Source organism: Halobacillus sp. Marseille-P3879 (genome assembly GCF_900240285.1).
Classification (GTDB): Bacteria; Bacillota; Bacilli; order Bacillales; family Halobacillaceae; genus Halobacillus_A.
In genome coordinates this window covers 463,678-490,039 of record NZ_OESS01000002.1, presented here as the reverse complement: position 1 = coordinate 490,039, position 26,362 = coordinate 463,678, and the positions used below count along the sequence as shown (strand labels likewise).

Below are 26,362 nucleotides of genomic sequence, written 5' to 3'. Positions count from 1 at the left end.
AAAACGAGAATGCTGTGGAGGTGATGATTCTGCCATACATAAAAACATTTTTCCTGGCTGCTTTTATTATATATATAACTGTTTCGCTTATACAAATGCCGGATGTAGCACTTTCTTCAAGTACTAAGGGATTAAATTTATGGTGGTCCATTGTTTTTCCCTCCCTGCTTCCATTTTTCATTGTGGCCGAGCTGTTATTTGGACTGGGGGTAGTACATGGAGTAGGGATTTTATCAGAAAAATTTATGCGCCCCCTGTTTAACGTTCCCGGCTCAGGAGGTTTTGTATGGATAATGGGGATGGCGAGCGGCTATCCTGCTGGTGCCAAATGGACGAGAGAATTACGTATAAACGGACAAGTCACCCGGATCGAAGCTGAACGGCTTGTGGCTTTCACCAATGCCTCGAGTCCTTTGTTTATCCTTAGTGCAGTCAGTGTAGGTTTCTTCGGAGATCCGGGGTTGGGCGTATTATTAGCCGCAGCTCACTATGGAGGGTGTATTATTGTAGGTTTTTTAATGAGATTTTATGGTTATAAGGATCAAAGGTCTGCTTACCGCACAGCTTCATTTTCCATTAAAGAAGCTTTTATTTCTAGTCACAAGGCCCGCCTTAAAGATGGCAGACCTTTTGGGAAGCTGCTGGGTGACGCTGTCATACAATCAGTACAGACTCTTCTATTAGTCGGTGGATTTATTATATTATTTTCAGTTTTAACTGGTCTGCTTAAACATAGCTTTCTACTTGATCTATCATACGGTTTTCTTCATCTGCTCACTGTGCCTTCAGATCTTCACTTTCCGGTTTTAACCGGATTACTGGAGCTGACGACAGGGATCGGAGAAGTTACCTCATCGAATGCACCTTTACTTACCCAGCTTTGCCTGGCAAGTTTTATGCTTGGTTTTCACGGGTTTTCAATTCAAGCTCAAATTGCAAGTATCCTTGCCGATACCGATATTCGTTTTACTCCTTATCTCGTTGCACGCATGATACACGGTATAACAGCCGTGCTCATAATGTTTTTTCTCTATCAGATGACTGACATTGTCAGGACAAACTCGATTAACGTTTCAAATATTACAGCACACCATAACCACTCCTATTTAGAGTTCATGTATATGTATGGACCGATATTTACTATATTCACACTGGCTTTGGCTTTTATCCTGAGCTGCCAAAAAATAAAGCAGTCACACGTGTAACTGCTTTATGCTTCGTATTTCTTTTTTAAAGCCTCTTCTACTGGTGGAGGAACGAGATCTGAAATATTCGCACGATACTTTGCGACCTCTTTAACGATGCTTGAACTTAAGAAAGAGTACTGGTTATTCGTCATCATAAAAAATGTCTCAATTTTTTGATTGAGTTTACGATTCATGGAGGTAATCTGCATTTCATATTCAAAGTCACTTACCGCTCTTAATCCGCGGATAATAGCCTGAGCGTTTTTTTCTTCAGCATATTCCATTAATAGACCGCTGCAAGCATCTACAGACACATTGTCAAAATGCTTCAATACTTCACGCAGCATAGACACTCGTTCCTCCACATCAAAAAGTGGAGATTTACTTTGATTATTGAAAACGGCCACAGTAACGTGATCAAATACCTGGGCGCCACGTTGTATAATATCAATATGTCCGTATGTTACAGGATCAAAGCTGCCTGGACATATAGCTAATCTTGTCATCTTAGTACCTCCTGCTTAAAAATAGATACACCTATATTACTTCCATATTTCTCAGTTTTCATTAAATTTAAATTTTCCACCTTATCGGGAATTGCTTCTGAAGCATCATGTTCACAAATAACCGTTCCCCCTTCTGCTAAAAGTTCATATTTTAAAATTTTATACAATAATTCTTCATAAGAAAATTTATTATATGGAGGGTCAAGGAATATGTAGTCAAATTGAAGCTCTCTTTTACTCGCAGCCTTTAAAGCACGTAACGCCTCTGTTCGAAATACTTCGGTGTGTTCTTCAAGCTTCAGCAGTTTTATATTTTCATAAATGGTTTCAATTGCCTTAGGCTGTTGGTCTACAAATACACAATGGTTCATTCCTCGGCTCAATGCTTCAATGCCCAGCCCCCCGCTGCCGGCGAATAAATCGAGCGCTGTTCCCCCATCGAAATAAGGGCCGATCATGTGAAATACAGATTCTTTTACTTTATCGGTGGTCGGTCTTGTCTTATGGTTAGGCACAGGTTTGAGTTGTCTGCCTTTATGATTTCCGGCAATTACTCTCATTATAAGCCCCCTCTCTATATTCACAATAATCCTACCATAAAAAAGTACACTCAGGAAACTTTTGAACAAAGAGAAGAAATTTCGTATAAAATGAGATGAAATGGTCATACTTGTAACAGAAGCAGGAGTTTTGCTTCTGGAAACGGTGAAGACACTTATTTCCCCATAAGTTCTTTTACCGGTTTCTCCTCTCCCTTTGCTTTTTGCTTAAGCAAGCAAAAAGAAGGGCTGCCTATTAATGGGCAGCCCTGTTTTTTTGTCTTCTTTTAATAAACACGTTCACTTGTATGTAAATTAATGCTAAAGTTATATCAGACTGGTTCTTTTACAGCGGACGAATATACAGGGGGGATTTTATGTGATTCAAAAATTCATTGAACTTGGAGAAGGATACACTGACCTTTATGAACTAGTAGAGTTAGGAAGGCGAATGCCTGAAAGAATTCAGCATGTGCTGGCTTTCTATAGCGAGAAGTCAGGCCGGCCAGCAGCTTCGCTGGCTTTAATTATGAAGCCTGATATTGAGCAGAAATTCCAACCTATCTATATTTGCAGAGAGGGGATTCCCAACCCGCATGAGGTCCCAAATCAACGCTTTCAATTATTTAAATCGATGGCAGATGCTGCAGGAAAATCAGTGGTTGAGTACACCGTTAAACCGTCCAGTGTCTTTCCAGAGAATGACCTTTACTACAATTATTTAATCGGCATCCTGCGGACTCATAAGAAATTATCTCCTCTAAGCTGAATAACTCATAAAAAGCAAAGCGTTCGTCTCCACAGACGAACGCTTTTTTTAAATTCCCATTTTATAATCGTACTGCTTCGCTTTATCAGGCTTCGCATTATCGTAATTAGTTCGGATTTCGGGTTTGTGGGAAAGAAGAACTCTCGATACAAAAGGGAGACGTTCTAATTTGTCCATCTTGAATTCGACATCCTCCTGATCAACATAAAGTAAAGCATACTTTTGTTTTTTTGAAGCGTGAATTAAATGTCCATGCTTTTTAATTTGTCTTATATTTTTCATATGTTGAAAATAAACAATAAGACCCTGGCGTTTCGTTCTCATAGTTATTCCCTACTTTTTAAGAAGTTTAGATAACGGACGCAATAGAAAGCTTCATCAACATTTACGAGGCGCAGCCACAGCCTCCGCCGCTTCCACATCCACAGCCTGAATCAAAAACCATTCCATTTCTTGGAACCTTGATTTGTTCGCTGACGCTGAAGGCAACACTTTGGCTTACTTCATCTAATAAGCGTTGAACTTCTCTTTCGGCTTTTTTAAATTGCACAACTTTCTCATGCATGTCCATTTCGCGCTTTACACTTCGCACGCGTTTCATGATATTGTTGTAATCTGGATGATAACGACCAAATCTCTGAACATCCTCATACTGATCTTTTATATGATTAAAGTTACGTATTAATGCCTGTGCTTCTTCATCTGACTCTAATTCTAACTTTGTTTGATGATAATGGTTCATCACATCTGAATCCATAATCATCTGGCCAATGGCTTCTGAACGATCCAAGAGATCTACAATTTCCATTGTGGCTAACATAGATGCCCACCTCCACTTTTTATCATATCAAAAGGAAAGGCAGAATGAAATAATAATTCCATCTGCCTTAAAATTAATAATAAGGAAACTCCATTGGATGACGTCGTTCTGATTTTTGTTTATCCTGCTGTACATTGGAAATTAATTGTTGAATTTGACCGATTGCTCCATTCAAATCATCGATATGCTTGGAAACATCTTCCCAATTAATTTCTTGAAGTAAATCTCCAAACTGCCTCATCCATTCCTTCTTAGACATCCGTTCTTTTGGACTCTCCTGCGAGAATTCCTTCCAGTAAGGATCGTCTTCTCCGAGGATCATCCATTTTTCATAAAAGTCCTGAATTCTTTTATGATCTTTTCTCATTTGTTCTTTAACAGCCGGATGCCGTTTAACAAAATCTCTAAATTTCTGAACACTAGGATGCAGATTGTGTTCACTCATTGCTGCTCACACCTCGCTGCGTAGACTACATTATAGCCTATGCAGCATCTCTTAAGTTGTTCAAAGAAAAAGGACGACCACTATGGGGCCGTCCTTTTCCTTAATGAAGCTCGGGTCTCTCTGAAATCTCGTGTAATGCAACGCCTGCAGTCTCGTCTGAAAGTTTTTCAGTTGATAGATCACCTAATGAGAGCATACCAGTTAATTTTCCGTTTTCCACAACAGGAAGACGTCGAACTTGATGTTCTGCCATCATTTGTGAAGCTTCTTCTAATGTACTTTCCGGAGTTACACTATATAAATGTTCGCTCATCACTTGTTGCACCGGAGTGGAATCTGCACTGTGATTAGCATAACCTCGAATAGCTAAGTCACGGTCTGTAACCATTCCCATAAGCTGACCATTTTCATCACATACAGGAACCGCGCCTACATTTTTCTGCTTCATCATGCTTGCTGCATCAAACAGACTACTGCTTGACTGGCATACAGATAAATCTGTGCTCATTATGTCTCTTACTTTTTTCATGATGATCCTCCTTTTTAAATCATTATCAAAGGTTAGTATCTCCAGAAAGGCGACTTTAACTCATGCATCTAGGAAAAATTTATAGTATAATAAAAGGGCACTGGAATCATAATGGTATAAAAGCAAACAAAGAAGCGTTCAAGGCTTAATCAATTGCAAGTTGTACTCGTTCATAATAAAATGAAGTATGATATACATAAATTTTGTGAGGTGGAAGAGATGAAGCTTGAAGGTACTGGTATTGAGGGATTGGTGGTAGACTTACAGCCACTGACTCAAATTATGGAAAGCAACGGCTTTATTTTAGGGGGATCATGGGATTATGAGCGTGTAACTTATGATTATAAGATAGATGCCCCTGAAAAAAACGTTACCTACTACATTCGAATTCAGGGTTATGCAGTCGAAGGAGATGTAGACCGGGGAAATGCCGTAATTCAATTGGTTACGCCGCTTCTCGGTAAGCACTATTATCCTCATGGCGTAGAATACGGTGAACAAGAAGAATTTTCTTCAAGTTTGATCGAAAGAGCTACAAAGGCAATCAAAAACTTAAAGGAATCGGTCGCTCAACACCAAAATTCATAAGTGTCTGCTGCCTTGTGATCATGAGCCGCACACCTTTACAGGTGAGCGGCTTTTTTTAGAAAATGGTCTATCAGCCATTAAAGAAGGAGGATTTAGATTACATTGTTCCGCTATTTATCTAAACGACAGTGGATACTGTTATTATTAGGGATACTGGGTATAGTAGCAGGTTACTTTATTTTACCTGTTTCTGTCCCTTTAATTATTGCTTTGATCACGGCCCTCTTTCTAAATCCTGCGGTACGCTTAATGCAATTCAAGTTTAGGCTCAATCGAAAAATGGCTGTAACTATCGTGTTCCTATTATTTGTCATATTAATTGGGTTGTTAGGCACATATGCCGTAACTCGAGCGATTACTCAATTGGTAGAGCTCGCTGATAATGCGCCTACATATATCAACCAAATCAATAACGTTTTAATTAACTGGCAGAATAACATGAATAGTTTTACGCAAAACATGCCGAGCGAATTTGTGGATAAAGTATCGGATGAACTGCAGAATACGATTGATAATACAGCTCAGACCTTAAGCCAGAGACTACAGCTTAGCAATATTGCTGCATTTGCCGCAAAGGTGCCGGAGTATCTTATAAGTTTTCTCGTATACTTAATAGCTTTGTTCCTTTTTATGCTTGAACTTCCCCGATTAAAAGATAAAATGCATAGTAACTTTACGGAATCTACTTCAGAAAAAGTTAAATTTATGAATGCTCGTTTATCTTATGTAGTTTTCGGTTTTTTAAAAGCTCAATTTCTTGTCAGCATCATTATATTTATCGTTTGTTTAATTGGCCTCTTTTTGATCGTGCCAGAGGTGGCGATTGTCATGTCCCTGATTATATGGATTGTTGATTTCATTCCGATTATCGGTTCTATTGTAATTCTTGGGCCCTGGGCACTATATATGCTGATTGCTGGTGAGTTGGCAGTCGGCGGTCAACTTGCTTTTCTGGCGATCATCCTGCTTGCAATCCGCAGAACGGTTGAACCTAAAGTAATGGGCCGTCATATTGGTCTGTCACCGTTAGCTACTTTAATTGCGATGTATATCGGCCTTCAATTAATTGGATTAATGGGCTTTATTTTAGGCCCACTTCTCGTAATCGCCTTTAACTCTGCCAAAGAAGCAGGAATTATCAGATTGAATTTCAAACTATAGAAAAACAGCCTATCTTTTTATGAAAAGATAGGCTGTTTTAAATTTCCTTTCTTGACTCTCTGTTTTTTTTGTCTTTTTTCTGTTTAACCTTTTTAAAAGTAAACATATCACGAGTCGACAGCGTTTGAGCAAAGCCATTATTTATCAATACCTTTTGGGAAGGAATGTTAGATTTATCACATTGCGCTTCTACGCTCTTCACTTTGCCATCGTCAAACGCCCACGAACACATCTTCTCAACAGCTTCTGTAGCATACCCCTGATTACGTTCAGCTTCAATCACATGATAACCTAGTTCTACATTGCCCTCTTGATCAGGAACTCCTTTAAAACCTATATCCCCTATTACTCTTTCTTGATTCACATCCATAATGATCCACGGGCCAAAGCCCAGATAGTTCGAATTTTCTTCTAGTGATTCAACATAGAAGGGAAGCATTGCCTTTAACCCATTATGCGGCCAGCTTCGATTCCAGGGAAGCTGATACTTATAATAAAACGCAAGCGGATTTTTCATAATCGTTTGGGCAAGCTCAATCGTTATAGGGATATACTTCAGCCGGGCAGACAACAATTGCATAATTACGACTCCCTTTCATTTATGTAATTAACCAGTCATACAAATTTGTATACCTTTTTATTCACCTAATTAAACAAAAATCAGCCAGCTATTTTAACTGACTGATTGATCAAAAACCAAATATTGCTCTCATCATACTTGTGGTCGTTCCGCCATCATATAATATATATAACAGTAAATAAACGAACACACCTGTAATTGCAGTACAAAACCAAATCACACTGGTAACCGGGCCGATTTTGCGGTGTTTAGAAATATTCCTCCTGAAGGCCACCCTTAACGTTACGAGTCCGAATACGCCTCCGGTGGTAGCAAGGATGATATGGAAAATTAAAAAAATGGTATAATAAATCTTTATATCATCAGGTCCGCCAAAGCTTGTATTTCCAATGATAACAGTACGACTTACATAAATAATAAAGAAAGTCAACGCACTAATAGCAGCTGCTATCATGGTCTTCTTATGAGCCAGACGTTTATCTTTGGCGATCAACACCCAGCCAATTGCTACTAGAACAGCACTGACTACGATAAAAAAAGTGCTTAATGTAGGTAATAACGGCATACTATTTTTCTCCTCTTTCAAATCTCAATTCTACGCAGAAAAAGAAGTCGAACTTGATTAAGAAAGACTCACTCTACTGTTTTTTAGGATTCAGTCTGCACATTTGGGGGCAGTGGATCAATCGTATCTCGTTCACGATTAAACCAGCTAAAGAAAATATAGGCGATAATTACTCCAAAGATAATTTCCTGAGTAATTTTCATAATGATTCCACCTAGTTGCTGATCTTCAACAAGCGGCATAGGAGTAAAATACTCCGGTCCACTCAGAGAAGCACTTAATCCAGCTAGTACTTCAGAAGGTACACATAAGCTCATCGCCTGCATCCATGCCCCGGACTGGGTATATGTCTCATATAACGGTGTTCCTGCAAAAATAATTAATCCGCAGGCGGGTGTAATTAACACCCCGTTAGCAAAAATAAATCCAATCTTCAAAATCGGACTTAACCGGTCCATCTCTTTTATTGGACTAAAGACCGACCACCACATAAAGAAAGCAGTGACTAATATAAATGTAGTTATCAGCGTATGTGCAACTTCATTGGACTTGGCGTAGTCAAAGATTACCGGCATATGATAAATGGAAAAAAGCCCGTTAAAAACAATCAATGAAACAAGCGGTTTTGTCATTAGTGTCAAGAAAGACGATAAAACTGGGACAGCAAACACCTTACGCCAGATCCATAAAGGAACACCCTTAATAATTAAAATAGGGAACAATAAGTAATACAGCGCCATTTGTGTCATGTGAGCCGTAAACATAATATGTGAGAGCAAATCGACAGGAGACCCTTTTATGATATACAGTAAGATCATTCCGGAATAAAACATGATCTGCTGATTAACGGCTGGTCTCTCTTCTCCATTTTTACGTTTAGGTCCAGTTATATAATAATAGAGCACTGAAATGGCAAGTATAAAAATTAAATAGTATGGACTCCATAAGGCCCTAAATCCAAATATTTGAAGTTCTAACCACACAGGCATCTCACCTCTTTTTTACAGGATTCTTTTCTATTCTAACGAAATTCACAACAAAAAACGAGTCTTCCTCTGCATCTTTTTTAATGTTCATAATTTAGACATAACCATTCTTCCAACGGGAACATTATTCAATACTCGAAAAAAGAGACCGGAAACCGGTCTCTTTTTTATTACCACCAAATGATCGTTGTAAATGTAATGATTGTTAAAATGGCTACGCCTAATCCGCCAAAGATCATTACGGCAACCATGTCGTGGCCTTTATTCTTCATATGCATGAAATAATATAGCTGGAATAGTACTTGAACTACGGCCAGTAGTAATAGTGTAGGGATCAAGAACACCGAACCGATCTCAAATAACACCATTCCAAATGCAATAAATGTAAAGAGAATCATTAGCACAAAACTGATTACCTGCTGTTTCATCTCTTCTTTATGCTGCTTTTTTACAAATTCATCTTGCTGCTGAGTCATATTTGAGTGATTAGACATAATTATACCACTCCCATCAAGTAAACAACGGTAAAGATAAACACCCATACAACATCAATAAAGTGCCAATACAAGCTGGCAACATAAAATTTAGGAGCGTTGTAAAGGTTCAAACCGCGCTTAGAGTTACGAATCATAAGAGTAACGATCCAGGAAAGACCAAATAACACGTGGCCACCGTGGAATCCAACTAAGGTATAAAACGCAGATCCAAAAGCAGAAGATCGAAAGGTAAATTCGTACTCATGAATATAATGCACAAATTCATAAATTTCAAAACCTAAAAACCCTAAACCTAAAACGACTGTAATGCCCAGCCAAAGCTGCATCTTTTTAAAATCATTATTCTTCATATGGTACATTGCATACACACTTGTTAAGGAACTTGTTAACAGCAGCATCGTCATAATGAAAACAAGTTCGAGACCAAACAAATGCTCAGGAGTATTATCACCGGAAGTCGAACGGTTTAGAGCTAAATAAGTTCCAAATAAGCTAGCAAACAATACAGTTTCTCCACCTAAGAAAAACCAAAAAGCCAAAAACTTATTTTTCCCTTCGAGGGTGGCTTTTTCTGGATCATGCGGCATTTGTTTTGGGTTTAATACATCATCATGACTCATTATTGCCCAGCCCCCTTCTCAATATCTTTTTCTAAATCTTCTTTATGGATATGATGCCCAAGGTCATCTTTAACTGAACGTATCAACATAGAGCCCAGTGTAATGCCCATACCGATAAATACAAGGGCCAGCCATCCTTTGTCATCTACTTGGTATATAAAACCAAACCCAGCGATGAAAACACCCAGTGACATCATAAAAGGCAGGATGGATGCGTTAGGCATATGAATATCGCCTAAAGGTTCTGCTGGTGTCATACTTTTTTTGCCTTCGCTCTTCTCTACCCATAAAGGATCTAAGCCTCGAACAAGCGGTGTCTGCACAAAGTTGTAGTGAGGAGGAGGAGAAGGAATAGACCATTCCAAAGTTCTTCCGTCCCAAGGATCTCCGCTGACCTTTTCTGTTTTAACCGAAGTATAAATCACGTTAACCAAGAAAATAATCGTACCGATTGCCATAAGGAAAGCTCCTGCCGTACTGATCATGTTTCCTGTGTCCAGTCCCTGACCTTCAAGAAAAACCCAGTAACGACGAGGCATTCCCATTAGGCCAAGGAAATGCTGTATAAAGAAAGTTAAATGGAACCCAATGAAAAACGGCCAGAATGCCCATTTCCCAAGCTTCTCATTAAGTACTTTACCGAACATCTTCGGCCACCAGTAGTGCAAGGAAGCAAATAGGCCAAATACTACTCCCCCTACGATTACATAGTGAAAGTGTCCAACGACAAAATACGTATCATGATACTGATAGTCAGCCGCGGCCGCTGCCAGCATAACCCCTGTCATGCCTCCAATTGTAAAGGAAGGAATAAAAGCGATTGACCAAAGCATAGCCGAAGTCATTCGAATATTTCCGCCCCACATTGTAAACATCCAGTTAAATATTTTAATACCCGTTGGTACAGCGATCGCCATAGTGGCTACAGCAAATATAGAGTTTGCAATAGGTCCCATACCAACCGTGAACATGTGGTGAGCCCATACCATAAAGCCTAAGAACCCAATGAGTACGGTCGCAAAAACCATAGCTGAATATCCAAACAGCCGTTTTTTAGAGAATGTAGAAAATATATCACTAAACGCACCGAATAACGGCAGGATCAGAATATAAACTTCTGGGTGCCCAAAAATCCAGAACAGGTGCTCCCAGATAATGGCATTCCCTCCGGCCGCAGTGTCAAAAAACACAGAACCGAACATGCGGTCAAACATCATTAGAAATAGTCCTACTGTCAAAGCAGGAAATGCAAATAAAATTAAAGTACTTGTTACAAAACTAGCCCATGTAAATAAAGGCATACGCATATACGTCATTCCAGGCGCACGCATGTTAACAATAGTAACAAGAAAGTTAATACCGCCGATTAGTGTACCAGCCCCGGAAATCTGGAGTCCCATAACATAGTAATCAACCCCATGCCCTGGTGAAACCGTGGATAAGGGTGCATAGTTCGTCCAACCTGCATCAGGTGCTCCACCGGTAAACCAAGAAACGTTCAGCAATAACCCTCCGAATAAAAACAGCCAGAATCCGAGGGAATTCAGAAACGGAAATGCGACGTCCCTTGCTCCAATCTGAAGTGGAACAACAGCATTCATTAAAGCAAAAATTAGTGGCATAGCAGCCAGGAATATCATAGTTGTGCCGTGCATAGTAATCATTTCATTGTATAAGCCAGCTGAGATAAAATTGTTATCCGGTTTCATCAGCTGAATACGGATTAGCATCGCTTCAAGCCCGCCGATTAAGAAAAACAGTCCGCCAGCAACCAAATAAAGATGCGCAATCTTTTTGTGGTCAACTGTAGTCAGGTAATCCCAAATAGCAGCGCCGAGCCCACGCTTTTGTGACATTGCAGTACTCACGCTTTAACCTCCCTTTAAAGCCTTTACACGTAGTATTATTATTCGTCTTCTACTTCTTCACTGGATGCGTTTGACCCTACATCAGAGTGATCAAGCTCCATTAGATACTCAGCAATCTGACTAGCTTCATCTTCTGAAACCAGGTTAGCCGGCATTTGGTTTCCTGGTTTTACTTCTTCCGGATTCACGATCCAGTCAACTAAGTTCTCTTTGTTAGGTTCTAAGATTCCAGCAATTTTTGTGCGATTTGCGAAGTTTGTTAAGTTAGGACCTTGTCCTGCTGCGCCGTCACCTATGGCGTGACATCCCATGCAGCTGTCTTCAAATAAATCCTGCCCTTCTTGAGCATCCGCAGTTTCAGCTTCTGCCTCAGGATCAACGTTTTGCATGTCTTCTTTCCATTGGTCGTATTCATCAGGGCTGACTGCTATTACGCGGAAATCCATTAATGAATGAGATTCACCGCAAAGCTCAGCGCATTTACCCCAATATACACCTTCTTCGTATGCTTCTAAGTACATAGTATTGTCATTATCTCCAGGGTTAGTATCCATTTTACCAGCAATGGAAGGTACCCAGAAGGAGTGAATGACATCACTCGATTTCATATCTAAGTATACTCTCTCACCAGTAGGGATATAGAGATCTTGACTCGTAGAAATTTCATCATCAGGATAACTGAAGTGCCACCAAAACTGATTCCCTGTTACTTCAATTGTCGTAACTCCATCATCACCTTTAGTAGATTCATCAGCCAAGTCAAAAGTAGCCTGGACCGTTGGAACTGCAAGTACTAAAAGTAAAATAATCGGAATAACTGTCCAGATTACTTCCAGCGCTTTATTCCCCTCTGTCTGCTTAGGAATAAAGTCTTCTTGTCCTTTCTTTTGACGATAGCGGATAAGTACAAACGTGTAAATCGCCATAACTATTACAAATACAAATAGCATAATAGCGATACTGATCATCATAAGATCAAATAATAAATCCGATCCATACCCTTTTGGCTTCAGCGCACTAAGGTTATCAATTCCACACCCTGATAATACAAGGGTTAGTGCACCAAATAAGAAGAACGTCCGGAACTTTCCCATCCAACCTCTCATTAAGTAATACCTCTCTTTCTCTTTTTAATGAAATCTTTATATTATTAGGAACCAGCCCATAAAATTATGGGCTAGTTTCTTTAATAAAAAAATGGAAGAGTGACTAAAACCATAGTTAAAAACAGGATAGTCAAATAGTTTAAAGAATAAACAAACATCCAGTTGGCCCATTTATAGTCATTTTTCATGAAAAATCCTGCAATACCCAGGATCAGCCATCCTAAGGATAATGCGAATGCAATGACTAAGAATACGGTACCCAGTGATGCCAAATATATAGGTAAAGGAAGCAGGCACGCAACGTAAATTACAATTTGCCGCTTCGTCATTTGAAAACCATGGACGACTGGCAGCATAGGAATCCCTGCTGCTTTATATTCATCCTTCTTCTTCATAGCCAGAGCTAAGAAGTGAGGTGTCTGCCAAATAAACATAATCAAAAACAACATTACTGCTTCTAATTGCAGGGATGGTTCTACTGCCGCCCAGCCAATTAACGGCGGAACAGCTCCTGAGAAGCTGCCGATAACTGTATTAATGGTATACTTCCTCTTTGACCACATCGTATACAGAACCACATAAGTGAACCAGCCGAAGGCTCCAAATAAAGCAGCAGGTATCGTCGTGAAGGATAAGACAAGAATACCAGCAGTTGAAACGCCAATTCCAAGCCATTTTATGACGTTTAATGGTATAGAACCTGTAACAGTAGGTCTGCTTACAGTTCTCGACATTAAGTGATCGATGTCTCTATCATACCAATTATTCAATATACATCCACCAGCAATTACGAAAGCGGTTCCGATCATTGTCAGCAAGAAGGTTAACCACTGTCCGGTAAAGCTGGTTCCCGAATAATATACAGCCAGCCAAAATCCTGTAAAAGTAGTAATTAAATTCGAGTTAATAATTCCAACTTTAATTAAACTTTTTATATCAGCCAGTAATGAAGTTTCACGGACAGTAGAGTTCATGACCGTAGCTGTCGTATTAACTGTTCTAGGGTTATCCATAGATATCTTCCCTCCTTCTCCTGCTCGCTGAAACTTTCAGTACAAAGCATTCTTTCAGTTCTTGTAAATATTGTAACCTGTCAGGAAACATCAAAATAATTGTACCATGTTCTCATCGTTCTATCTATTTCTACATTACAATTTTATTTTTTTGTGACAAAATTGTGAAGCCTGAGAAAGTGTTGCACCTATATATTTCTAGCAAAGATATATTAACATTGCAAGGGCTTTTACTATAAACGTGATGCTCTGTGTCTATCTTTCCACAGAACCCCTTGATCTATTACCATTAAAAAACCCGCACCGGTAAAATACTGGCGCGGGCTGCTTTTTATTCAAATTCAATTAATAAATCCCCCACATGAATAGCTTCATTGTTATGAATATAAATATTTTTGATCACTCCATCAAACGGTGCCTGGACGGTTGTTTCCATTTTCATGGCTTCAGTAATCATTAAGTGAGCACCTTTCTTCACTTCTTCACCTTTTTCTGCAATGACTTTTATTACTGTACCAGGCATCGTAGCTCCAATATGCTTATCATTTGTCTTGTCAGCTTTTGGACGCTCCTCTACAGCAGAAGTAATGTTCTGATCTTTTATGATGACCTCACGAGGCTGTCCATTTAGTTCAAAATAAACCGTACGTGTGCCATCTTTTTGCGCTTCTCCGATCGAGACGAGTTTAACTATTAGTGTTTTACCCTTCTCTATCTCTACTTCGATTTCTTCACCCAATCTCATTCCGTAAAAGAAAGTTGGAGTGTCAAGTACCGACATATCTCCAAACTCTTCTATGAACTTCTGATAATCCATGAAGACTTTAGGGTATAGGGCATAACTAATCATATCAAAACTGGTCACTTGTCTGTCCAGCTTATGGAATAGAGTTTCCTGTAAATTATTGAAATCTACAGGCTCTAACAATTCGCCCGGTCTCTCTTGAATTGGTTCTCTTCCTTTTAAAATAATCCGCTGAAGTTCAGCCGGGAAGCCTTCGTGCGGCTGCCCAAGATATCCCTGAAACAATTCTACTACACTGTCAGGGAACGCCTGAGAATCTCCACGCTCATATATATCATCTTCGTTTAAATCATTTTGAACCATAAATAATGCCATATCTCCAACTACTTTAGATGAAGGAGTTACTTTAACAATGTCACCGAACATATCATTGACTCTTCGATACATTCGCTTTACTTCATCCCAGCGTTGAGCCAGCCCCACAGCTTTTGCCTGCTGCTGCAGATTACTGTATTGACCGCCCGGCATCTCGTGATGGTAAACCTCAGTATGAGGGGACATCATACCACTCTCAAAATCGGAATAATATTTCCTGGAATCTTCCCAGTAATGACCTAGTTTTTCATAAGATGAGATATCCATACGAGGCTTTCTCTTATTACCTTCCATCGCGTAATATAAACTATTTGCGCTAGGCTGGGAGGTTAAGCCTGCCATCGCCCCTGCTGCGACATCTACTACATCCACTCCAGCTTCGATAGCTCGAGCATAAGTAAAAATTCCATTACCGCTGGTGTCATGCGTATGCAAATGGATCGGAATATCAATCGTTTCTTTCAATGTGGAGATCAATTGATAAGCGGCTTCCGGTTTTAACAATCCTGCCATGTCTTTAATACCAAGGATATGGGCACCTGATCTCTGCAGCTCTTTAGCAACGTTTTGATAATACTGTAGATCATATTTAGGTCTCGCAGCATCTAAAATGTCACCCGTGTAACAAACGGAAGCCTCTGCAACTTTGTTATTTTGTCTAACTGCATCTATTGTCAGTTTCATGCCTTCTACCCAATTCAAGCTGTCAAAAATTCTGAACACATCAATACCTGCATTTGAACTCTTTTCTACAAATTCTCTTATCAGATTATCCGGATAATTCTTATAACCTACAGCATTAGATGCTCTTAACAGCATCTGAAATAAAATGTTGGGAGCTTTTTCCCGCAGTTTAAGGAGCCTCTCCCACGGATCTTCATTTAGAAAACGATAGGATACATCAAACGTAGCCCCACCCCACATTTCTAAAGAAAATAAGTCGGGAGCAAGACGGGCCGTAGGTTCAGCAATAGCCTGTAAGTCTTTTGTTCTCACCCTCGTAGCGAGTAAAGACTGGTGGGCATCCCTGAATGTTGTATCAGTTAACAGGACATCCTCCTGCGCCTTCAGCCAGGCAGCAAGTCCATCCGGCCCCTCTTTATCAAGGATCTGCTTTGTACCTTCGGGAATCTTTTCAAAATGTTTTATTTCAGGTATACGAGGGGTTGGAATTGTCGGCTTCTTCCGATTGCCTTTACCATCAAATCCATTGATTGTGCGGTCAGCAATATAGGTAAGCATTTTTGTACCACGGTCTTTACGTTTTGGAAAAACAAATAATTCCGGGGAACGGTCAATAAACGTGGTGTTATATTCACCAGATAAAAATTGCTTATGTTGAATAACATTTTCTAAAAATGGAATGTTTGTTTTTATTCCACGGATCCGAAACTCTTTTAGATTTCTGACCATTTTGTGAGCGGCTTGATCAAAGCTAAGGGCCCATGTAGAAAGTTTAACGAGCAGTGAGTCGTAATACGGTGAGATGACAGCTCCCTGAAAGCCGTTACCTGCATCCAGTCTAACCCCAAAACCTCCACCGCTTCTGTAGGCCATTATCTTTCCGGTATCCGGCATAAAGTTATTTAATGGATCCTCCGTAGTCACACGTGACTGAATCGCATATCCATGTGTTTGTAGTTCCGCCTGGACCGGGATGGATACAGGCTTACTGTGAAGGTTATATCCTTCTGCTATCATAATCTGAGACTGGACTATGTCTACACCAGTAATCATCTCTGTAATGGTATGTTCAACTTGCACTCTTGGATTAACTTCTATAAAGAAAAACTCGTCACCTGTTACTAAAAATTCCACAGTCCCTGCATTCACGTATTTTATGTTATCCATTAGTTTCACTGCAGCATTACATATTTGTTCTCTCATTGATTCTGTAAGCGAAACACTTGGCGCCACTTCCACTACTTTTTGATGGCGGCGCTGGACAGAACAATCCCTTTCAAATAGATGTATAATATTTCCGTCAAAGTCCCCTAATATTTGAACTTCGATATGTTTTGGCTCTTCAACCAGCTTTTCTACGTATACTTCATCACTTCCAAAAGCAGCTTTTGCCTCTGACCGGGCGCGGTCATAACCTTCCTGAAGGGTTTCTTCACTGCGGACGATCCTCATCCCCCGGCCGCCGCCTCCCATGGCTGCCTTAATCATGAGCGGATATCCATGCTTTTCTCCAAACGAACGAACTTCCTCTAACCCGCTCACAGGTCCATCAGTCCCGGGGATGACCGGTATATCAGCTGCTATTGCCTGCTCTCTTGCTTTAACTTTATCACCAAACATATCTAAGTGTTGACTTGTTGGTCCAATGAATGTAATACCTTCCTCTTCACAACGTCTTGCGAAGTGGATGTTTTCTGATAAGAAACCATACCCAGGATGGATAGCATCCACTTCTACGCTTTTAGCTATGTCAATAATTCCTTCTATATCCAGGTAAGCATCTATCGGCTTTTTATCTTTTCCTACTAAATAGGCTTCATCGGCTTTATATCTGTGATAAGAACCAGTGTCCTCTTGAGAATAAACAGCAACGGTACGAATATTTAACTCTGTACATGCACGAAATACACGGATTGCAATTTCGCCGCGGTTAGCGACAAGAACTTTGTTGATCTTTTTTAATTCTGCCATGATTTCACTCCTCGATTATTAGTACGATGAACAGGCTGTCTGATAGGTTCATACGTTTTTTGTTTTTCTGATTCTTTAGCTTTTACGGTTCTAGCTACATTGTTTAGAACTCCTAAAGCAAGCATCATAATAAGCAGCGAAGACCCTCCGTAACTTACTAAAGGAAGGGGAACACCGGTAATGGGGAGAAGTCCACTCATGGCACCAAGGTTAATAAAGGCTTGTATGGCAAACATCGAAGAAATCCCAAGCGCCAGTAAGGCCCCGAAAGGATCTTTACATTTCCAGGAAATGTACAAGCCTCTTAAAATAATTAACGCCAGCAACCCAACTGTAATAACCACTCCAATAAATCCAAGCTCTTCAGCAATAACAGCCATTATAAAGTCCGTATGAGGTTCAGGAAGGTATCCCAGTTTCTGGACTCCTTGGCCAAGCCCTTCCCCAAATAATCCTCCAGTACCTATAGCCACATAAGACTGAACCAGCTGATAGCCATCAGAATCAGGGGTGTTAAAAGGCTCATATGCCCCTGTAAACCGTTGGATTCTTTCGTCTGTAATCATCTGAGTGGCCGCAAGAAGTAGAACGCTTCCAGTTATGGCAACTAAAACTAAAATATGTTTCCATTTTATTCCTGAACTCATGATAATTACTGATGCTATCATACCTAACACAGCTGCTGACCCAATATCCGGCTGAAGCATAATTAAAGCAAGCAGAAAACCCGTTAAGATCAACGGCGGCATTACAGCTTTAGTAAAGTTTTCTATATAACTTTGCTTTTTGGCATAAACGGAAGCTAAATAAATGATCAAGCCTAATTTAGCAAACTCTGAAGGCTGAAAGTTCATAAACCCCAGGTTATACCATGATTGTGCATTATTTACTGTCGTCCCTAGAAAGAACAATCCTCCTAAAGAAAGGATCATTACTAGAACCAATAGTTTTGACAGCCTTTTTAAATGCCGGTATGGAAAGGCAGAAGCCAGCAGCATTAATATTGTCCCAACAGAGACCCATTGTAATTGTTTGTATAAATAATGGTTGCTCTCCACACCAAAACGGACCGGCCCATAAACCATACTTGCACTGTATATCATCACACTTCCAAAGGCTACTAAGGCCAAAGGAGCAAATAATAAAGTGAAGTCATAGGTTTTTAATCGCTGCATCATAATTATTCATCCCTACTAACGTATTAAATTCTTGTTTCATCTTAAAATTCCTTCTTTTTTTCCAAAATTCTTACTAGTTTAATAGATTCAGCTGATATTCTACAGATTTTTGTATAAAAAAACTCAAACCGCAACATAAAATGTCGCAATTTGAGTTTGTCTGTCACGAATTTTGCGCTGCTTCATGCAAGACATTAAGTTGCTTTTCAAGATTATCTAAAATCGCTTTGCCTTCTTCCTCACTGATTAAATCCAGCCGGACTGCGAAATGAATTTCTCGTGACAGACCGAACATTTGTGTATCTAAAACTTCTTCATATAATGGACATTGAGGCATCGTTAAGTTGTCCATTTGAACCTTTATTAATCGCAATATTTTATCAGCATCAGCTTTTAGAAGGGCATAGGCCTTTTCCCGGTGATCCACAGCCACATCAGACAACATCAAGATCCCCTCCGTTTACATTCTATCTTCTATTAATAGTATCGTCTTGGACTGAAAAATGCAACAACTGAATGATGCTCTTCACTAAAATATTGACAGGTCATAGCGGTTAGAAAGAATTTCTAGTAATTTTAACCCGACTACACTATTGCCTTTTTCATCCAGTGCCGGGCCATAAACAGCAATACCGCCAAATTGATTGAGCGAAGCCATAACACCGCCTGAAACGCCACTCTTCGCAGGTATTCCAACTTTGATCGCAAAAGACCCGGAAGCATCATACATGCCGCAGGTTACCATAAATGTTTTACAAATTCGTGCATAATGCCTGGGAATGATCTGGCGGTTTGAATGAATGTCTCTTCCTTCATTTGCGAATACAGCTCCTATCCTGGCAAGCTGACAAACATTCACATCTACGGAACACTGCTTGGTGTACACATCAAGCGTTTCCTCTACATCACCTTTAATCACATCATGCTGCTTCAAATAATAAAGCAGTGAACGATTTAAAAATGCGCTGTTAAATTCAGAATCAGCCACGTTCTCATTAACTTGGATCGAGTGGTCGTCTGTCATTTCATGTATAAAACTTAATAACCTTCCTACTCTTTCATGAGCATTTACTCCATATATCATATTGGAAACGACCAAGGCTCCTGCATTAATCATTGGATTCAGAGGCTTAGACGGAGTATGCTGTTCCAATCGGTAAATAGAATGAAAAGGATCGCCGGAAGGCTCCATGCCAACTCGCCCAAACACAAAATCCTCTCCATTGTCAATTAAAGCAAGGGCCAGGGAGATTACTTTAGAAATACTTTGTAAAGTAAAGCATTTCTCAGAATGACCGGCATATATGCATTCACCTTTTAAAGGGTATATAGCAACTGCCAGGTGTTCAGGGTTTTGCTCAGCCAGCGCCGGAATGTAATCTGCTACTTTTCCTTCGCACGCGTATTCCTTAACATTTTCCAGCCAACTTTCTAATGTTTTCTTTTCCAGTTTATTTACCATTTATAAAATCTCCTTTTAGTGAAATCGGCTTCACTTTTTGCTATCCTGAGAATGGTACATATAAATTTCAGAAAGGTGGCCCTCCATTTGATTGTTCAAATAAAAGGCAACGTGAAGTTCCCAATAACATTGGATCCAACTGTTTGGATTTTCGATGACCGTAAAAAAAGCTTTGATGAAGTGTTTCATCCTGAAATAACAGAAGATAAAACGGATGAGGCAGAAGATGAGTTAAAAAGAAAGTCTCTGCGTTTTGATCGTGAAGTCTACCAGCAAAAGTTAAACCCTCCTGTTAATAAGAGCCTGCATCGCAAAGAGAAAGAAAGAATATTTACAGATTCCTTTATGATGCCAATTAAACCTTTTATACACACGAGTGAACCTGACTCATCTGTGGAAGAAGCTGTTCTAATTACAGACGGCGACAGTATTACATTGAGTGCCGACCGTTTTGCTGAAGGACTTTTATTATTTTCCAAAGATGGTAAACCATTAAAAGAAGGTGGACCTGTCCATTTATATTTTAAGGATAAAGGCGAAAACCAACAGCCCATTACAGGTATAAAAGAAATATTTTTTCAATAAACAAGATGGCAAAAAGGCAGCTGATTAAGCTGTCTTTTGTTGTATAATTGTCCAGGAACTCCGCAAACTATGCAAAAAGAAGCGAGGGTTCCTAATGAAACTTATCTTATTATTATTAAGCGGAATATTTCTTTTGGCAGCATGTCAGCAGCAAGAAGAAGATTCATTACTTCAGGAGAAACCACAAGGTACAGATACAAATATGCAATATGTAACCGATTCGGACCCAGTGGAACCAGAAGATAAAACAACACAGGAAACCGCCAGACATTTAGCAAGGCTGGCGGTTGAAGTACCAGATGTAAAAGATGCAACTGCCTTAGTCGCAGGGAACTATGCAGTCGTTGGTATTGATGTAGATAAGGACTTAGACCGCTCCAGAGTAGGGGTGATTAAATACTCAGTAGCTGAAGCATTAGAAGATGACCCTGATGGAAAAAATGCAGTTATCGTCGCTGATGCAGACGGTGTTGAAAGAATTAGAGACCTAGGTGAAAAGATGTCTGAAGGTCACCCGGTTGAAGCAGTTGCAGATGAACTCAGTCAAATTATTGCCCGCTACCTGCCAGAGGGCCCTATAAACGAAGTCCCTACAAACGACGACCAGAGTAAAGAATCCATACCAGAAGAAGATGAACAGGATATGGAAAACATTCAAAAAGATCAATCATCAGATCATTAGAAAAACAGCTAAATCCTTTTGGATTTAGCTGTTGCTTTTCTCAATAATCTCTCTTTCTTTTTCAGTTAGGTCATTATAGTACTGAACACCGAATTGAGATCCTTCAGACACCATTTTTGCATTTTCATTATCGGACAACTCAGGCTGGCCTGCTTCTTCAATGGGCAGGTCGTCGTTTTTCTTAAAACGCCCTTGTAGAGTTTTAGCTTTATCTACAACTTGCTGCCTTTTTGACTCGTCCTTCATAAGATAAGCAGCTGCCCCTCCTGCTGCTGCTCCGATTGCAGAAAAAATCCATCGTTTTCTCATGCTATCACCCTTTCTTTTATCAACGTATGAATAGAGTCTTCCCTTAACCTATTTAATTAAAACCTGAAATGCGTGTATAGCTTTTTCATGTTATGATACGTATAAAAGATATGGAAAGAGGTGATCCTTATGCGCGTCAAATGTGTACTATGCGATTCAATTGAAACTATCGACAGTTATTGTCTGCAGGCAAAAAGACTGCGGAACCGCAAGATCACCACTTATATGTGCCCATCTTGCTATGAAAGAATTAAGATTAATACAGAAAAAAGAATAAACACGGGTCACTTTCGATTTCATCGAGAAGTAAAAAAAGAAAAGCATTTATCATAAACAAAGTCGTGACCAGGTGAATAAAAGAATAAAATCCGAACTATCTCTGATCCCCTGAGGAAATCGAATGATAGTTCGGATTTTTTGTGTACAAACACACTTTTGTTCTGCCTCTTTCTAGGATTGACCGCTTTGCTGGCGTGCACTTCTTTCTTTATGTAACCGCAGCCTGTAAATGCCTAGAATAAGAGCTGCAACTAACAAGCTTTCTGCCACTGGTAAATTCAGCCCAAGAATTAAGGTTAAGAAAAATGTCCCGATAATAAGCACAGAATATACCACTATATTTTTTACAAGAGGAAGTTTTCTTGCAAACCCTAATTTAAATGTAATGACCGCTAATGCTACAGTAACCAGGTAAAGCCCGAAGAAAGAACGGAATAATGCAGCCACTTCTTTTTCGTTATTTAAATTAACTTCGTTACCTAAGCCATTAAAAAACAGGTCTGCAATCGGCCATAAATCCACGGGTACCTCTAAAGTCGACATATCTGTCATGTTGTTCCCTGCCTCTCCACTGTTACTCTTTTCACATCATACTAAATGGATGGACTTAATGCTACCTTAATAAAATAAGTACAACCGTTTTCATCTTACAGGAATTCATTTATAATGAGCAATAGTAGGGGTGAAGAAATGAAAAATATTAATTGGAATTCAATTTTACTCGCATTCTTTGTAATCTTAGCCTTCATTTCCGTCGGTTTTGCTCTTGGTCAGGAAATTTTTTGGCTGGCCTTTTTATTTTTAGCTGCAGGCTTCGGTCTTATGGGCTTCGGAATAGCTAAAAAAAAGCAGCAGGAAACGTAAAACGCTGAATTTCTTCAGCGTTTTTTTTTACTTCGTTTTAAGCTGTACGTAATTTTCAACAATTTCCTTATGAATATCAATGTGACTCGCAAGGACTGTGGTTTTATTGAGCATGTCCAATTCACGGCCATCGGCTGTAGTTACAAGTCCGCCCGCTTCATTTACAATAATTTTCCCCGCCGCTATGTCCCACGGCATTAAGGTCATGGTTAAATAACCATCAATGATTCCTTCTGCCACATAGACGAACTCCAAAGCAGCCGAGCCGTACGACCGGGTGGAGCGGATTGTTTTTACTAATTCAGCTACACCTGCATGGTTAATGTGAGGGTTTTCCGGTATTAACCAGGAGGTATTTAGCGCTAAAATCGTTTCTTCAATTCTCTTCTTCTCAGGCATTCTTAATGGTAAATCATTCTTATAAGCACCTTCTCCGCGGATCGCCGAGTATAATGCTCCGCCCATTACATCATAAATAACTCCAATCTCCCCTACGCCATCTTCATAAACACCTACGGAAATAGCAAAATTACGCTTCTGATGGACGAAATTCATCGTTCCATCGATAGGGTCTACAATCCATACTATCCCTTTTAAATCTTGAATGTCGTCCCCAAACCCCTCTTCCCCAAAAAGGCGATGCTCAGGAAATTCATTTCTAATACTCTCTGCAAAAAACTTCTCGGTGTTTTGGTCCATTTCAGTAACTAAATCATTAGGATTGGATTTTGTCTCTATTGTCCTGGGCTGGTCAATTTGTTCTTTTATCCGCTGACCTGCTTCATAAACAAATTCCTTAGCTTTTTCAAAAAGATACCTTCTCGCTTTACTATCCATAAGCTAGATTGACTCCTTCTCGTATGGTATTCCACTATCATATCAAAATTCTTCTATTATTAACAAAAAAAAGAGCAGCCTTTGAACGGTGCTCTTCTTATTCGGACCATTCCATAAGCTGCTTATGAAGTTCAGACAAACGCGTTTTACATTTATTGATTTGCTCCTTGTCCTCCGCAACCATAGCCTCATGCAGCGAAAGCAGTTCATAATCAATTTCCATGCGGATTACGGGGAGCCTTTCTTCAGCTTCTCTTTTACGTAACGCCTCCATAACGTGTTTCACTGGTCTTTCCTCCCTTTCTCAATCCTTAATTATATATATGACCATAAGCTCTTGAGGTTTCGAGAAGATTACTTATTTATAACCCATTTTCGCCCTTATAAAACCTGTTAAACACATCACTTAATGCTTTTTTCTTGTTATGATACAATTCTCTGTAGATTAAATAGGAGTTGAGCTTATGAGTGAATTTAATGGATTTACGCAGAAAGATTTTGATGTGTTCTCTATCAAGGGACTTGAAGAAAGAATGGAAGCTCTTCGAGGTAATATTTCGCCTAAATTAGAAGCGGTTGCTGCTGAACTTGCTCCCGATCTTACAGCCATGACAGGAGATGAAATGTTTGTGCACGTCGCTAAACATGCCAGACGTACAACCAACCCGCCTGACGATACATGGGCTGCCCTTGCAGCGAATAAGAGAGGGTATAAAAAACTCCCCCATTTCCAAATCGGTATGTGGGGCACTCATGTTTTTGTCTGGTTTGCTGTGATTTATGAAAGCCCTATTAAAAAAGAGTTTGCTAAAACGCTGCTAAATAATAAAGCGGAAGTCCAATCCATCGTTCCAAATCACTTTGTTTGGTCACTTGATCATACAAAACCAGAGACTATCCCTCACAAAGATGTAGACAATGAGAAACTCACCCAAATGCTTGAACGGCTAGAAAATATTAAAAAAGCGGAGCTTCTTTGTGGAATCACTCTTGATCGTGACGATAAACGTCTTCAGGACGGTCAGCAATTTATTGATTTATGCCGCGACTCATTTGAAACACTTCTGCCCCTGTACCGTTACACAAAATAAAAAATGCTCAAGGAGAAAAACTTGTTGTATCTCCTTGAGCATTTTTTATGTCAACATGAGTAATGATTCTGTTAGCTTTTCACCGGGAGCATCTCACGTTCCAACAATGAAATTAACCTTTTTCTCTATACAGTCTTATTTGTTCATTTGAACTCGCTGTCCTTCTAAAAGTTCTCTCGCCTTTTTTATCGTACGATAACAAGAATATCCCGACTCTTTTTCAAACTGACCGCATAATTTTTTTTCTTCACTTTTAGAAGGCACAATGTGCTTAAACCTTTTGTATGCCAGCAGTAACTCTTCTTTATTTATACTGCTTTCATAAGCTTGTTCCACTTTGGAATAAAAATTTACGACATCCACAATTTCTTCCTTACTCCAATACTCTTCATCTATCGGATATTGATAACTCATTTTTCTCACACCTTTATATCAGTTACTCCACTTTGCCCGAATCGTTTCTGCTTCCGTAATTATACGATAGAATAATTCTTCTACGGAAGGTATATCCTTTATTCTTCCTGTAATTTGTCCAGCCCAGCCAAAGCCTTTCATTTCCTCCCCATCATAAATATATTTCTTGTTGGTGTCTCCATTTATATAAGGGCGGAGAAATTCGTACCCTGGCTGATTTTTTTCATACTCAACAATTTGTTCCGTCCAACTGTTTCTAAGAGCTCGGGCCGGAGCCCCCAGTGAACGTTTTATTACAATGGTAGAATTTTCATCTGCCTCAATCAGAGCCTTTTTGTAAGCCTGGTGGGCGTGTACACATTCTTGAGTCGCAATAAATCTTGTACCCATTTCTATTCCTTCAGCACCAAGGGCAAGGGCTGCCATTAATCCATTTCCGTCACCAATTCCTCCTGAAGAGATGACAGGAATAGATACTGCTTCCACTACCTGAGGGGTTAGAACGAATGTGCTTACATCATCCCTGCCTATATGTCCCCCTCCCTCCTGTCCTACTACCATGACAGCATCAGCACCAAGTTCTTCGGCTTTTACCGCCTGACGCTTAGCAGCTACGAGGACGAGGGCTTTAATCCCGGTTCCCTTTACCATTTCCAGCAATGGCTTCGGGTTCCCGCCTGTAATAGTCACGGCCGGAACATTCTCTTCAATTGCTGTCTGAACCATCGACTCATAAGGTCTGCCATGCTGGCCAATAGCGAAATTAACTCCAAATGGTTTAGATGTTAAAGTTCGTAATTTATGTATTTCCTGCCTCAGCTGCTCTTCATTATTCATACTCATTGCTGTAATCTGACCAAGGCCTCCAGATTCAGACACAGCAGAAGCTAATTCACTATATGCTAAGTGAGCAAGTCCCCCCTGGACAATTGGATATTTAATATTTAATAGATCTGTTATCCTGGTTCTCCATTTCATGCTCCTTCACTCTCCTTTGTATCAGTTTATCACGAAAATTCTGCCAGGAACAAAGTTGAGATAAAGTGCTGAAATTTCCATCGTACTTTCTTCGGCTAGCCACTTTATAATATCTCTGCTATAATTCAC

The 26,362-nt window shown here is 39.8% G+C and carries 33 protein-coding genes; 9 read left to right on the top strand and 24 right to left on the bottom strand.

Annotated elements, in window-relative coordinates:
- Positions 1-23: 23 nt before the first annotated feature.
- The gene (gene ylbJ, locus C1A12_RS10250) at positions 24-1,205 is read left to right on the top strand and encodes a sporulation integral membrane protein YlbJ (RefSeq protein WP_101844863.1); all 1,182 of its coding nucleotides are present in this window, start codon (positions 24-26) and stop codon (positions 1,203-1,205) included.
- Between the two features lie 5 nt (positions 1,206-1,210).
- Here the strand turns inward: ylbJ and coaD are convergent, their stop codons facing one another.
- Both coaD and rsmD read right to left on the bottom strand, forming a co-directional pair.
- Positions 1,211-1,693 carry a pantetheine-phosphate adenylyltransferase gene (coaD, locus tag C1A12_RS10245; protein ID WP_101843780.1) on the bottom strand — a complete coding sequence of 161 codons (483 nt, stop codon included), beginning with the start codon at positions 1,691-1,693 and terminating at the stop codon, positions 1,211-1,213.
- Positions 1,690-2,253, bottom strand: a complete 564-nt coding sequence (rsmD, locus tag C1A12_RS10240) for a 16S rRNA (guanine(966)-N(2))-methyltransferase RsmD (RefSeq protein WP_101843779.1) — start codon at positions 2,251-2,253, stop codon at positions 1,690-1,692. The genes coaD and rsmD overlap by 4 nt, the downstream gene beginning before the upstream one ends.
- Before the next feature lie 358 nt (positions 2,254-2,611).
- Here rsmD and C1A12_RS10235 point away from each other — a divergent pair, with 358 nt between their 5' ends.
- A complete protein-coding gene (locus tag C1A12_RS10235; protein WP_101843778.1) occupies positions 2,612-3,001 on the top strand; it encodes a methylthioribose kinase in 390 nt (129 codons plus the stop codon).
- A 48-nt stretch (positions 3,002-3,049) separates the two neighbouring features.
- On the opposite strand, the gene C1A12_RS10230 is transcribed toward C1A12_RS10235, so the two are convergent.
- The 4 genes from C1A12_RS10230 to C1A12_RS10215 all read right to left on the bottom strand — a co-directional run bounded on the left by C1A12_RS10230 (position 3,050) and on the right by C1A12_RS10215 (position 4,795).
- Positions 3,050-3,325, bottom strand: a complete 276-nt coding sequence (locus tag C1A12_RS10230; protein ID WP_101843777.1) for a YlbG family protein — start codon at positions 3,323-3,325, stop codon at positions 3,050-3,052.
- 61 nt (positions 3,326-3,386) lie between these two features.
- Complete coding sequence (locus C1A12_RS10225) at positions 3,387-3,821, bottom strand: YlbF family regulator (protein ID WP_101843776.1); 435 nt, start codon at positions 3,819-3,821, stop codon at positions 3,387-3,389.
- A gap of 73 nt (positions 3,822-3,894) precedes the next feature.
- On the bottom strand, positions 3,895-4,266 hold the full coding sequence (gene ylbD, locus C1A12_RS10220) for a spore coat protein YlbD (RefSeq protein WP_101843775.1): 372 nt from the start codon (positions 4,264-4,266) through the stop codon (positions 3,895-3,897).
- 100 nt (positions 4,267-4,366) lie between these two features.
- Positions 4,367-4,795: a CBS domain-containing protein gene (locus C1A12_RS10215; RefSeq protein WP_101843774.1), complete on the bottom strand. Its 429-nt coding sequence runs from the start codon at positions 4,793-4,795 to the stop codon at positions 4,367-4,369.
- A 219-nt stretch (positions 4,796-5,014) separates the two neighbouring features.
- Here C1A12_RS10215 and C1A12_RS10210 point away from each other — a divergent pair, with 219 nt between their 5' ends.
- Both C1A12_RS10210 and ytvI read left to right on the top strand, forming a co-directional pair.
- Complete coding sequence (locus C1A12_RS10210) at positions 5,015-5,383, top strand: YugN family protein (RefSeq protein WP_101843773.1); 369 nt, start codon at positions 5,015-5,017, stop codon at positions 5,381-5,383.
- Between the two features lie 102 nt (positions 5,384-5,485).
- A complete protein-coding gene (ytvI, locus tag C1A12_RS10205; RefSeq protein ID WP_101843772.1) occupies positions 5,486-6,544 on the top strand; it encodes a sporulation integral membrane protein YtvI in 1,059 nt (352 codons plus the stop codon).
- Between the two features lie 37 nt (positions 6,545-6,581).
- Here the strand turns inward: ytvI and C1A12_RS10200 are convergent, their stop codons facing one another.
- The 12 genes from C1A12_RS10200 to glsA all read right to left on the bottom strand — a co-directional run bounded on the left by C1A12_RS10200 (position 6,582) and on the right by glsA (position 20,194).
- On the bottom strand, positions 6,582-7,124 hold the full coding sequence (locus tag C1A12_RS10200) for a GNAT family N-acetyltransferase (protein WP_101843771.1): 543 nt from the start codon (positions 7,122-7,124) through the stop codon (positions 6,582-6,584).
- Positions 7,125-7,233: 109 nt separating this feature from the next.
- On the bottom strand, positions 7,234-7,689 hold the full coding sequence (locus C1A12_RS10195) for a DUF420 domain-containing protein (RefSeq protein ID WP_101843770.1): 456 nt from the start codon (positions 7,687-7,689) through the stop codon (positions 7,234-7,236).
- A gap of 83 nt (positions 7,690-7,772) precedes the next feature.
- The gene (ctaG, locus tag C1A12_RS10190; RefSeq protein ID WP_101844861.1) at positions 7,773-8,672 is read right to left on the bottom strand and encodes a cytochrome c oxidase assembly factor CtaG; all 900 of its coding nucleotides are present in this window, start codon (positions 8,670-8,672) and stop codon (positions 7,773-7,775) included.
- 173 nt (positions 8,673-8,845) lie between these two features.
- Complete coding sequence (gene ctaF / locus C1A12_RS10185) at positions 8,846-9,169, bottom strand: cytochrome c oxidase subunit IVB (RefSeq protein WP_101843769.1); 324 nt, start codon at positions 9,167-9,169, stop codon at positions 8,846-8,848.
- Between the two features lie 2 nt (positions 9,170-9,171).
- Positions 9,172-9,792, bottom strand: a complete 621-nt coding sequence (locus C1A12_RS10180) for a cytochrome (ubi)quinol oxidase subunit III (protein WP_101843768.1) — start codon at positions 9,790-9,792, stop codon at positions 9,172-9,174.
- Positions 9,792-11,660, bottom strand: coding sequence for a cytochrome c oxidase subunit I (gene ctaD, locus C1A12_RS10175; RefSeq protein ID WP_101843767.1), 1,869 nt, complete (start codon positions 11,658-11,660; stop codon positions 9,792-9,794). The genes C1A12_RS10180 and ctaD overlap by 1 nt, the downstream gene beginning before the upstream one ends.
- A gap of 38 nt (positions 11,661-11,698) precedes the next feature.
- The gene (gene coxB, locus C1A12_RS10170; RefSeq protein WP_101843766.1) at positions 11,699-12,766 is read right to left on the bottom strand and encodes a cytochrome c oxidase subunit II; all 1,068 of its coding nucleotides are present in this window, start codon (positions 12,764-12,766) and stop codon (positions 11,699-11,701) included.
- An 80-nt stretch (positions 12,767-12,846) separates the two neighbouring features.
- Positions 12,847-13,779 (bottom strand): heme o synthase, encoded by a 933-nt coding sequence (cyoE, locus tag C1A12_RS10165; protein ID WP_101843765.1) that lies wholly within the window; start codon positions 13,777-13,779, stop codon positions 12,847-12,849.
- Between the two features lie 331 nt (positions 13,780-14,110).
- On the bottom strand, positions 14,111-17,554 hold the full coding sequence (pyc, locus tag C1A12_RS10160) for a pyruvate carboxylase (protein WP_101843764.1): 3,444 nt from the start codon (positions 17,552-17,554) through the stop codon (positions 14,111-14,113).
- Positions 17,542-18,732: a putative lipid II flippase FtsW gene (ftsW, locus tag C1A12_RS10155; protein ID WP_101843763.1), complete on the bottom strand. Its 1,191-nt coding sequence runs from the start codon at positions 18,730-18,732 to the stop codon at positions 17,542-17,544. The genes pyc and ftsW overlap by 13 nt, the downstream gene beginning before the upstream one ends.
- A 163-nt stretch (positions 18,733-18,895) precedes the next feature.
- Complete coding sequence (locus C1A12_RS10150; RefSeq protein WP_373420439.1) at positions 18,896-19,177, bottom strand: DUF1507 family protein; 282 nt, start codon at positions 19,175-19,177, stop codon at positions 18,896-18,898.
- A gap of 84 nt (positions 19,178-19,261) precedes the next feature.
- Positions 19,262-20,194, bottom strand: a complete 933-nt coding sequence (gene glsA, locus C1A12_RS10145; RefSeq protein WP_101843762.1) for a glutaminase A — start codon at positions 20,192-20,194, stop codon at positions 19,262-19,264.
- 87 nt (positions 20,195-20,281) lie between these two features.
- Here glsA and C1A12_RS10140 point away from each other — a divergent pair, with 87 nt between their 5' ends.
- Together C1A12_RS10140 and C1A12_RS10135 are read left to right on the top strand one after the other, a co-directional pair.
- Positions 20,282-20,779 carry a hypothetical protein gene (locus tag C1A12_RS10140; RefSeq protein WP_101843761.1) on the top strand — a complete coding sequence of 166 codons (498 nt, stop codon included), beginning with the start codon at positions 20,282-20,284 and terminating at the stop codon, positions 20,777-20,779.
- 94 nt (positions 20,780-20,873) lie between these two features.
- On the top strand, positions 20,874-21,461 hold the full coding sequence (locus C1A12_RS10135) for a YhcN/YlaJ family sporulation lipoprotein (protein WP_101843760.1): 588 nt from the start codon (positions 20,874-20,876) through the stop codon (positions 21,459-21,461).
- Between the two features lie 24 nt (positions 21,462-21,485).
- Here C1A12_RS10135 and C1A12_RS10130 read toward each other — a convergent pair whose 3' ends face one another.
- A complete protein-coding gene (locus tag C1A12_RS10130; protein ID WP_101843759.1) occupies positions 21,486-21,770 on the bottom strand; it encodes a hypothetical protein in 285 nt (94 codons plus the stop codon).
- 129 nt (positions 21,771-21,899) lie between these two features.
- Here C1A12_RS10130 and C1A12_RS10125 point away from each other — a divergent pair, with 129 nt between their 5' ends.
- Positions 21,900-22,103, top strand: coding sequence for a YlaI family protein (locus C1A12_RS10125; protein WP_101843758.1), 204 nt, complete (start codon positions 21,900-21,902; stop codon positions 22,101-22,103).
- A 117-nt stretch (positions 22,104-22,220) separates the two neighbouring features.
- Here C1A12_RS10125 and C1A12_RS10120 read toward each other — a convergent pair whose 3' ends face one another.
- Complete coding sequence (locus tag C1A12_RS10120) at positions 22,221-22,601, bottom strand: YlaH-like family protein (RefSeq protein ID WP_101843757.1); 381 nt, start codon at positions 22,599-22,601, stop codon at positions 22,221-22,223.
- Between the two features lie 138 nt (positions 22,602-22,739).
- Between C1A12_RS10120 and C1A12_RS21100 the strand changes: the two genes are divergently transcribed.
- Entirely contained in the window at positions 22,740-22,913 is a 174-nt protein-coding gene (locus C1A12_RS21100) for a DUF5325 family protein (protein ID WP_159462180.1), read from the top strand.
- 27 nt (positions 22,914-22,940) lie between these two features.
- On the opposite strand, the gene C1A12_RS10115 is transcribed toward C1A12_RS21100, so the two are convergent.
- Together C1A12_RS10115 and C1A12_RS10110 are read right to left on the bottom strand one after the other, a co-directional pair.
- Positions 22,941-23,750, bottom strand: a complete 810-nt coding sequence (locus C1A12_RS10115) for an inositol monophosphatase family protein (RefSeq protein WP_101843756.1) — start codon at positions 23,748-23,750, stop codon at positions 22,941-22,943.
- A gap of 97 nt (positions 23,751-23,847) precedes the next feature.
- Entirely contained in the window at positions 23,848-24,036 is a 189-nt protein-coding gene (locus tag C1A12_RS10110) for a hypothetical protein (RefSeq protein WP_101843755.1), read from the bottom strand.
- Positions 24,037-24,214: 178 nt separating this feature from the next.
- Between C1A12_RS10110 and C1A12_RS10105 the strand changes: the two genes are divergently transcribed.
- Entirely contained in the window at positions 24,215-24,841 is a 627-nt protein-coding gene (locus C1A12_RS10105) for a YktB family protein (RefSeq protein ID WP_101843754.1), read from the top strand.
- 135 nt (positions 24,842-24,976) lie between these two features.
- Here the strand turns inward: C1A12_RS10105 and C1A12_RS10100 are convergent, their stop codons facing one another.
- Together C1A12_RS10100 and C1A12_RS10095 are read right to left on the bottom strand one after the other, a co-directional pair.
- Entirely contained in the window at positions 24,977-25,255 is a 279-nt protein-coding gene (locus C1A12_RS10100; RefSeq protein WP_101843753.1) for a UPF0223 family protein, read from the bottom strand.
- An 18-nt stretch (positions 25,256-25,273) separates the two neighbouring features.
- Positions 25,274-26,233, bottom strand: a complete 960-nt coding sequence (locus C1A12_RS10095; protein WP_101843752.1) for a nitronate monooxygenase family protein — start codon at positions 26,231-26,233, stop codon at positions 25,274-25,276.
- Between the last annotated feature and the right edge of the window lie 129 nt (positions 26,234-26,362).

Bases quoted from the DNA above. Each gene is read 5' to 3' on its own strand.
- ylbJ (WP_101844863.1), top strand. From the start codon at position 24: ATGATTCTGCCATACATAAAAACATTTTTCCTGGCTGCTTTTATTATA.
- coaD (WP_101843780.1), bottom strand. From the start codon at position 1,693: ATGACAAGATTAGCTATATGTCCAGGCAGCTTTGATCCTGTAACATAC.
- rsmD (WP_101843779.1), bottom strand. From the start codon at position 2,253: ATGAGAGTAATTGCCGGAAATCATAAAGGCAGACAACTCAAACCTGTG.
- C1A12_RS10230 (WP_101843777.1), bottom strand. From the start codon at position 3,325: ATGAGAACGAAACGCCAGGGTCTTATTGTTTATTTTCAACATATGAAA.
- C1A12_RS10225 (WP_101843776.1), bottom strand. From the start codon at position 3,821: ATGTTAGCCACAATGGAAATTGTAGATCTCTTGGATCGTTCAGAAGCC.
- ylbD (WP_101843775.1), bottom strand. From the start codon at position 4,266: ATGAGTGAACACAATCTGCATCCTAGTGTTCAGAAATTTAGAGATTTT.
- C1A12_RS10215 (WP_101843774.1), bottom strand. From the start codon at position 4,795: ATGAAAAAAGTAAGAGACATAATGAGCACAGATTTATCTGTATGCCAG.
- C1A12_RS10210 (WP_101843773.1), top strand. From the start codon at position 5,015: ATGAAGCTTGAAGGTACTGGTATTGAGGGATTGGTGGTAGACTTACAG.
- C1A12_RS10200 (WP_101843771.1), bottom strand. From the start codon at position 7,124: ATGCAATTGTTGTCTGCCCGGCTGAAGTATATCCCTATAACGATTGAG.
- C1A12_RS10195 (WP_101843770.1), bottom strand. From the start codon at position 7,689: ATGCCGTTATTACCTACATTAAGCACTTTTTTTATCGTAGTCAGTGCT.
- ctaF (WP_101843769.1), bottom strand. From the start codon at position 9,169: ATGTCTAATCACTCAAATATGACTCAGCAGCAAGATGAATTTGTAAAA.
- C1A12_RS10180 (WP_101843768.1), bottom strand. From the start codon at position 9,792: ATGAGTCATGATGATGTATTAAACCCAAAACAAATGCCGCATGATCCA.
- coxB (WP_101843766.1), bottom strand. From the start codon at position 12,766: ATGAGAGGTTGGATGGGAAAGTTCCGGACGTTCTTCTTATTTGGTGCA.
- cyoE (WP_101843765.1), bottom strand. From the start codon at position 13,779: ATGGATAACCCTAGAACAGTTAATACGACAGCTACGGTCATGAACTCT.
- pyc (WP_101843764.1), bottom strand. From the start codon at position 17,554: ATGGCAGAATTAAAAAAGATCAACAAAGTTCTTGTCGCTAACCGCGGC.
- ftsW (WP_101843763.1), bottom strand. From the start codon at position 18,732: ATGATGCAGCGATTAAAAACCTATGACTTCACTTTATTATTTGCTCCT.
- C1A12_RS10150 (WP_373420439.1), bottom strand. From the start codon at position 19,177: ATGTTGTCTGATGTGGCTGTGGATCACCGGGAAAAGGCCTATGCCCTT.
- glsA (WP_101843762.1), bottom strand. From the start codon at position 20,194: ATGGTAAATAAACTGGAAAAGAAAACATTAGAAAGTTGGCTGGAAAAT.
- C1A12_RS10135 (WP_101843760.1), top strand. From the start codon at position 20,874: ATGAAACTTATCTTATTATTATTAAGCGGAATATTTCTTTTGGCAGCA.
- C1A12_RS10130 (WP_101843759.1), bottom strand. From the start codon at position 21,770: ATGAGAAAACGATGGATTTTTTCTGCAATCGGAGCAGCAGCAGGAGGG.
- C1A12_RS10125 (WP_101843758.1), top strand. From the start codon at position 21,900: ATGCGCGTCAAATGTGTACTATGCGATTCAATTGAAACTATCGACAGT.
- C1A12_RS10120 (WP_101843757.1), bottom strand. From the start codon at position 22,601: ATGACAGATATGTCGACTTTAGAGGTACCCGTGGATTTATGGCCGATT.
- C1A12_RS21100 (WP_159462180.1), top strand. From the start codon at position 22,740: ATGAAAAATATTAATTGGAATTCAATTTTACTCGCATTCTTTGTAATC.
- C1A12_RS10115 (WP_101843756.1), bottom strand. From the start codon at position 23,750: ATGGATAGTAAAGCGAGAAGGTATCTTTTTGAAAAAGCTAAGGAATTT.
- C1A12_RS10105 (WP_101843754.1), top strand. From the start codon at position 24,215: ATGAGTGAATTTAATGGATTTACGCAGAAAGATTTTGATGTGTTCTCT.
- C1A12_RS10100 (WP_101843753.1), bottom strand. From the start codon at position 25,255: ATGAGTTATCAATATCCGATAGATGAAGAGTATTGGAGTAAGGAAGAA.
- C1A12_RS10095 (WP_101843752.1), bottom strand. From the start codon at position 26,233: ATGAAATGGAGAACCAGGATAACAGATCTATTAAATATTAAATATCCA.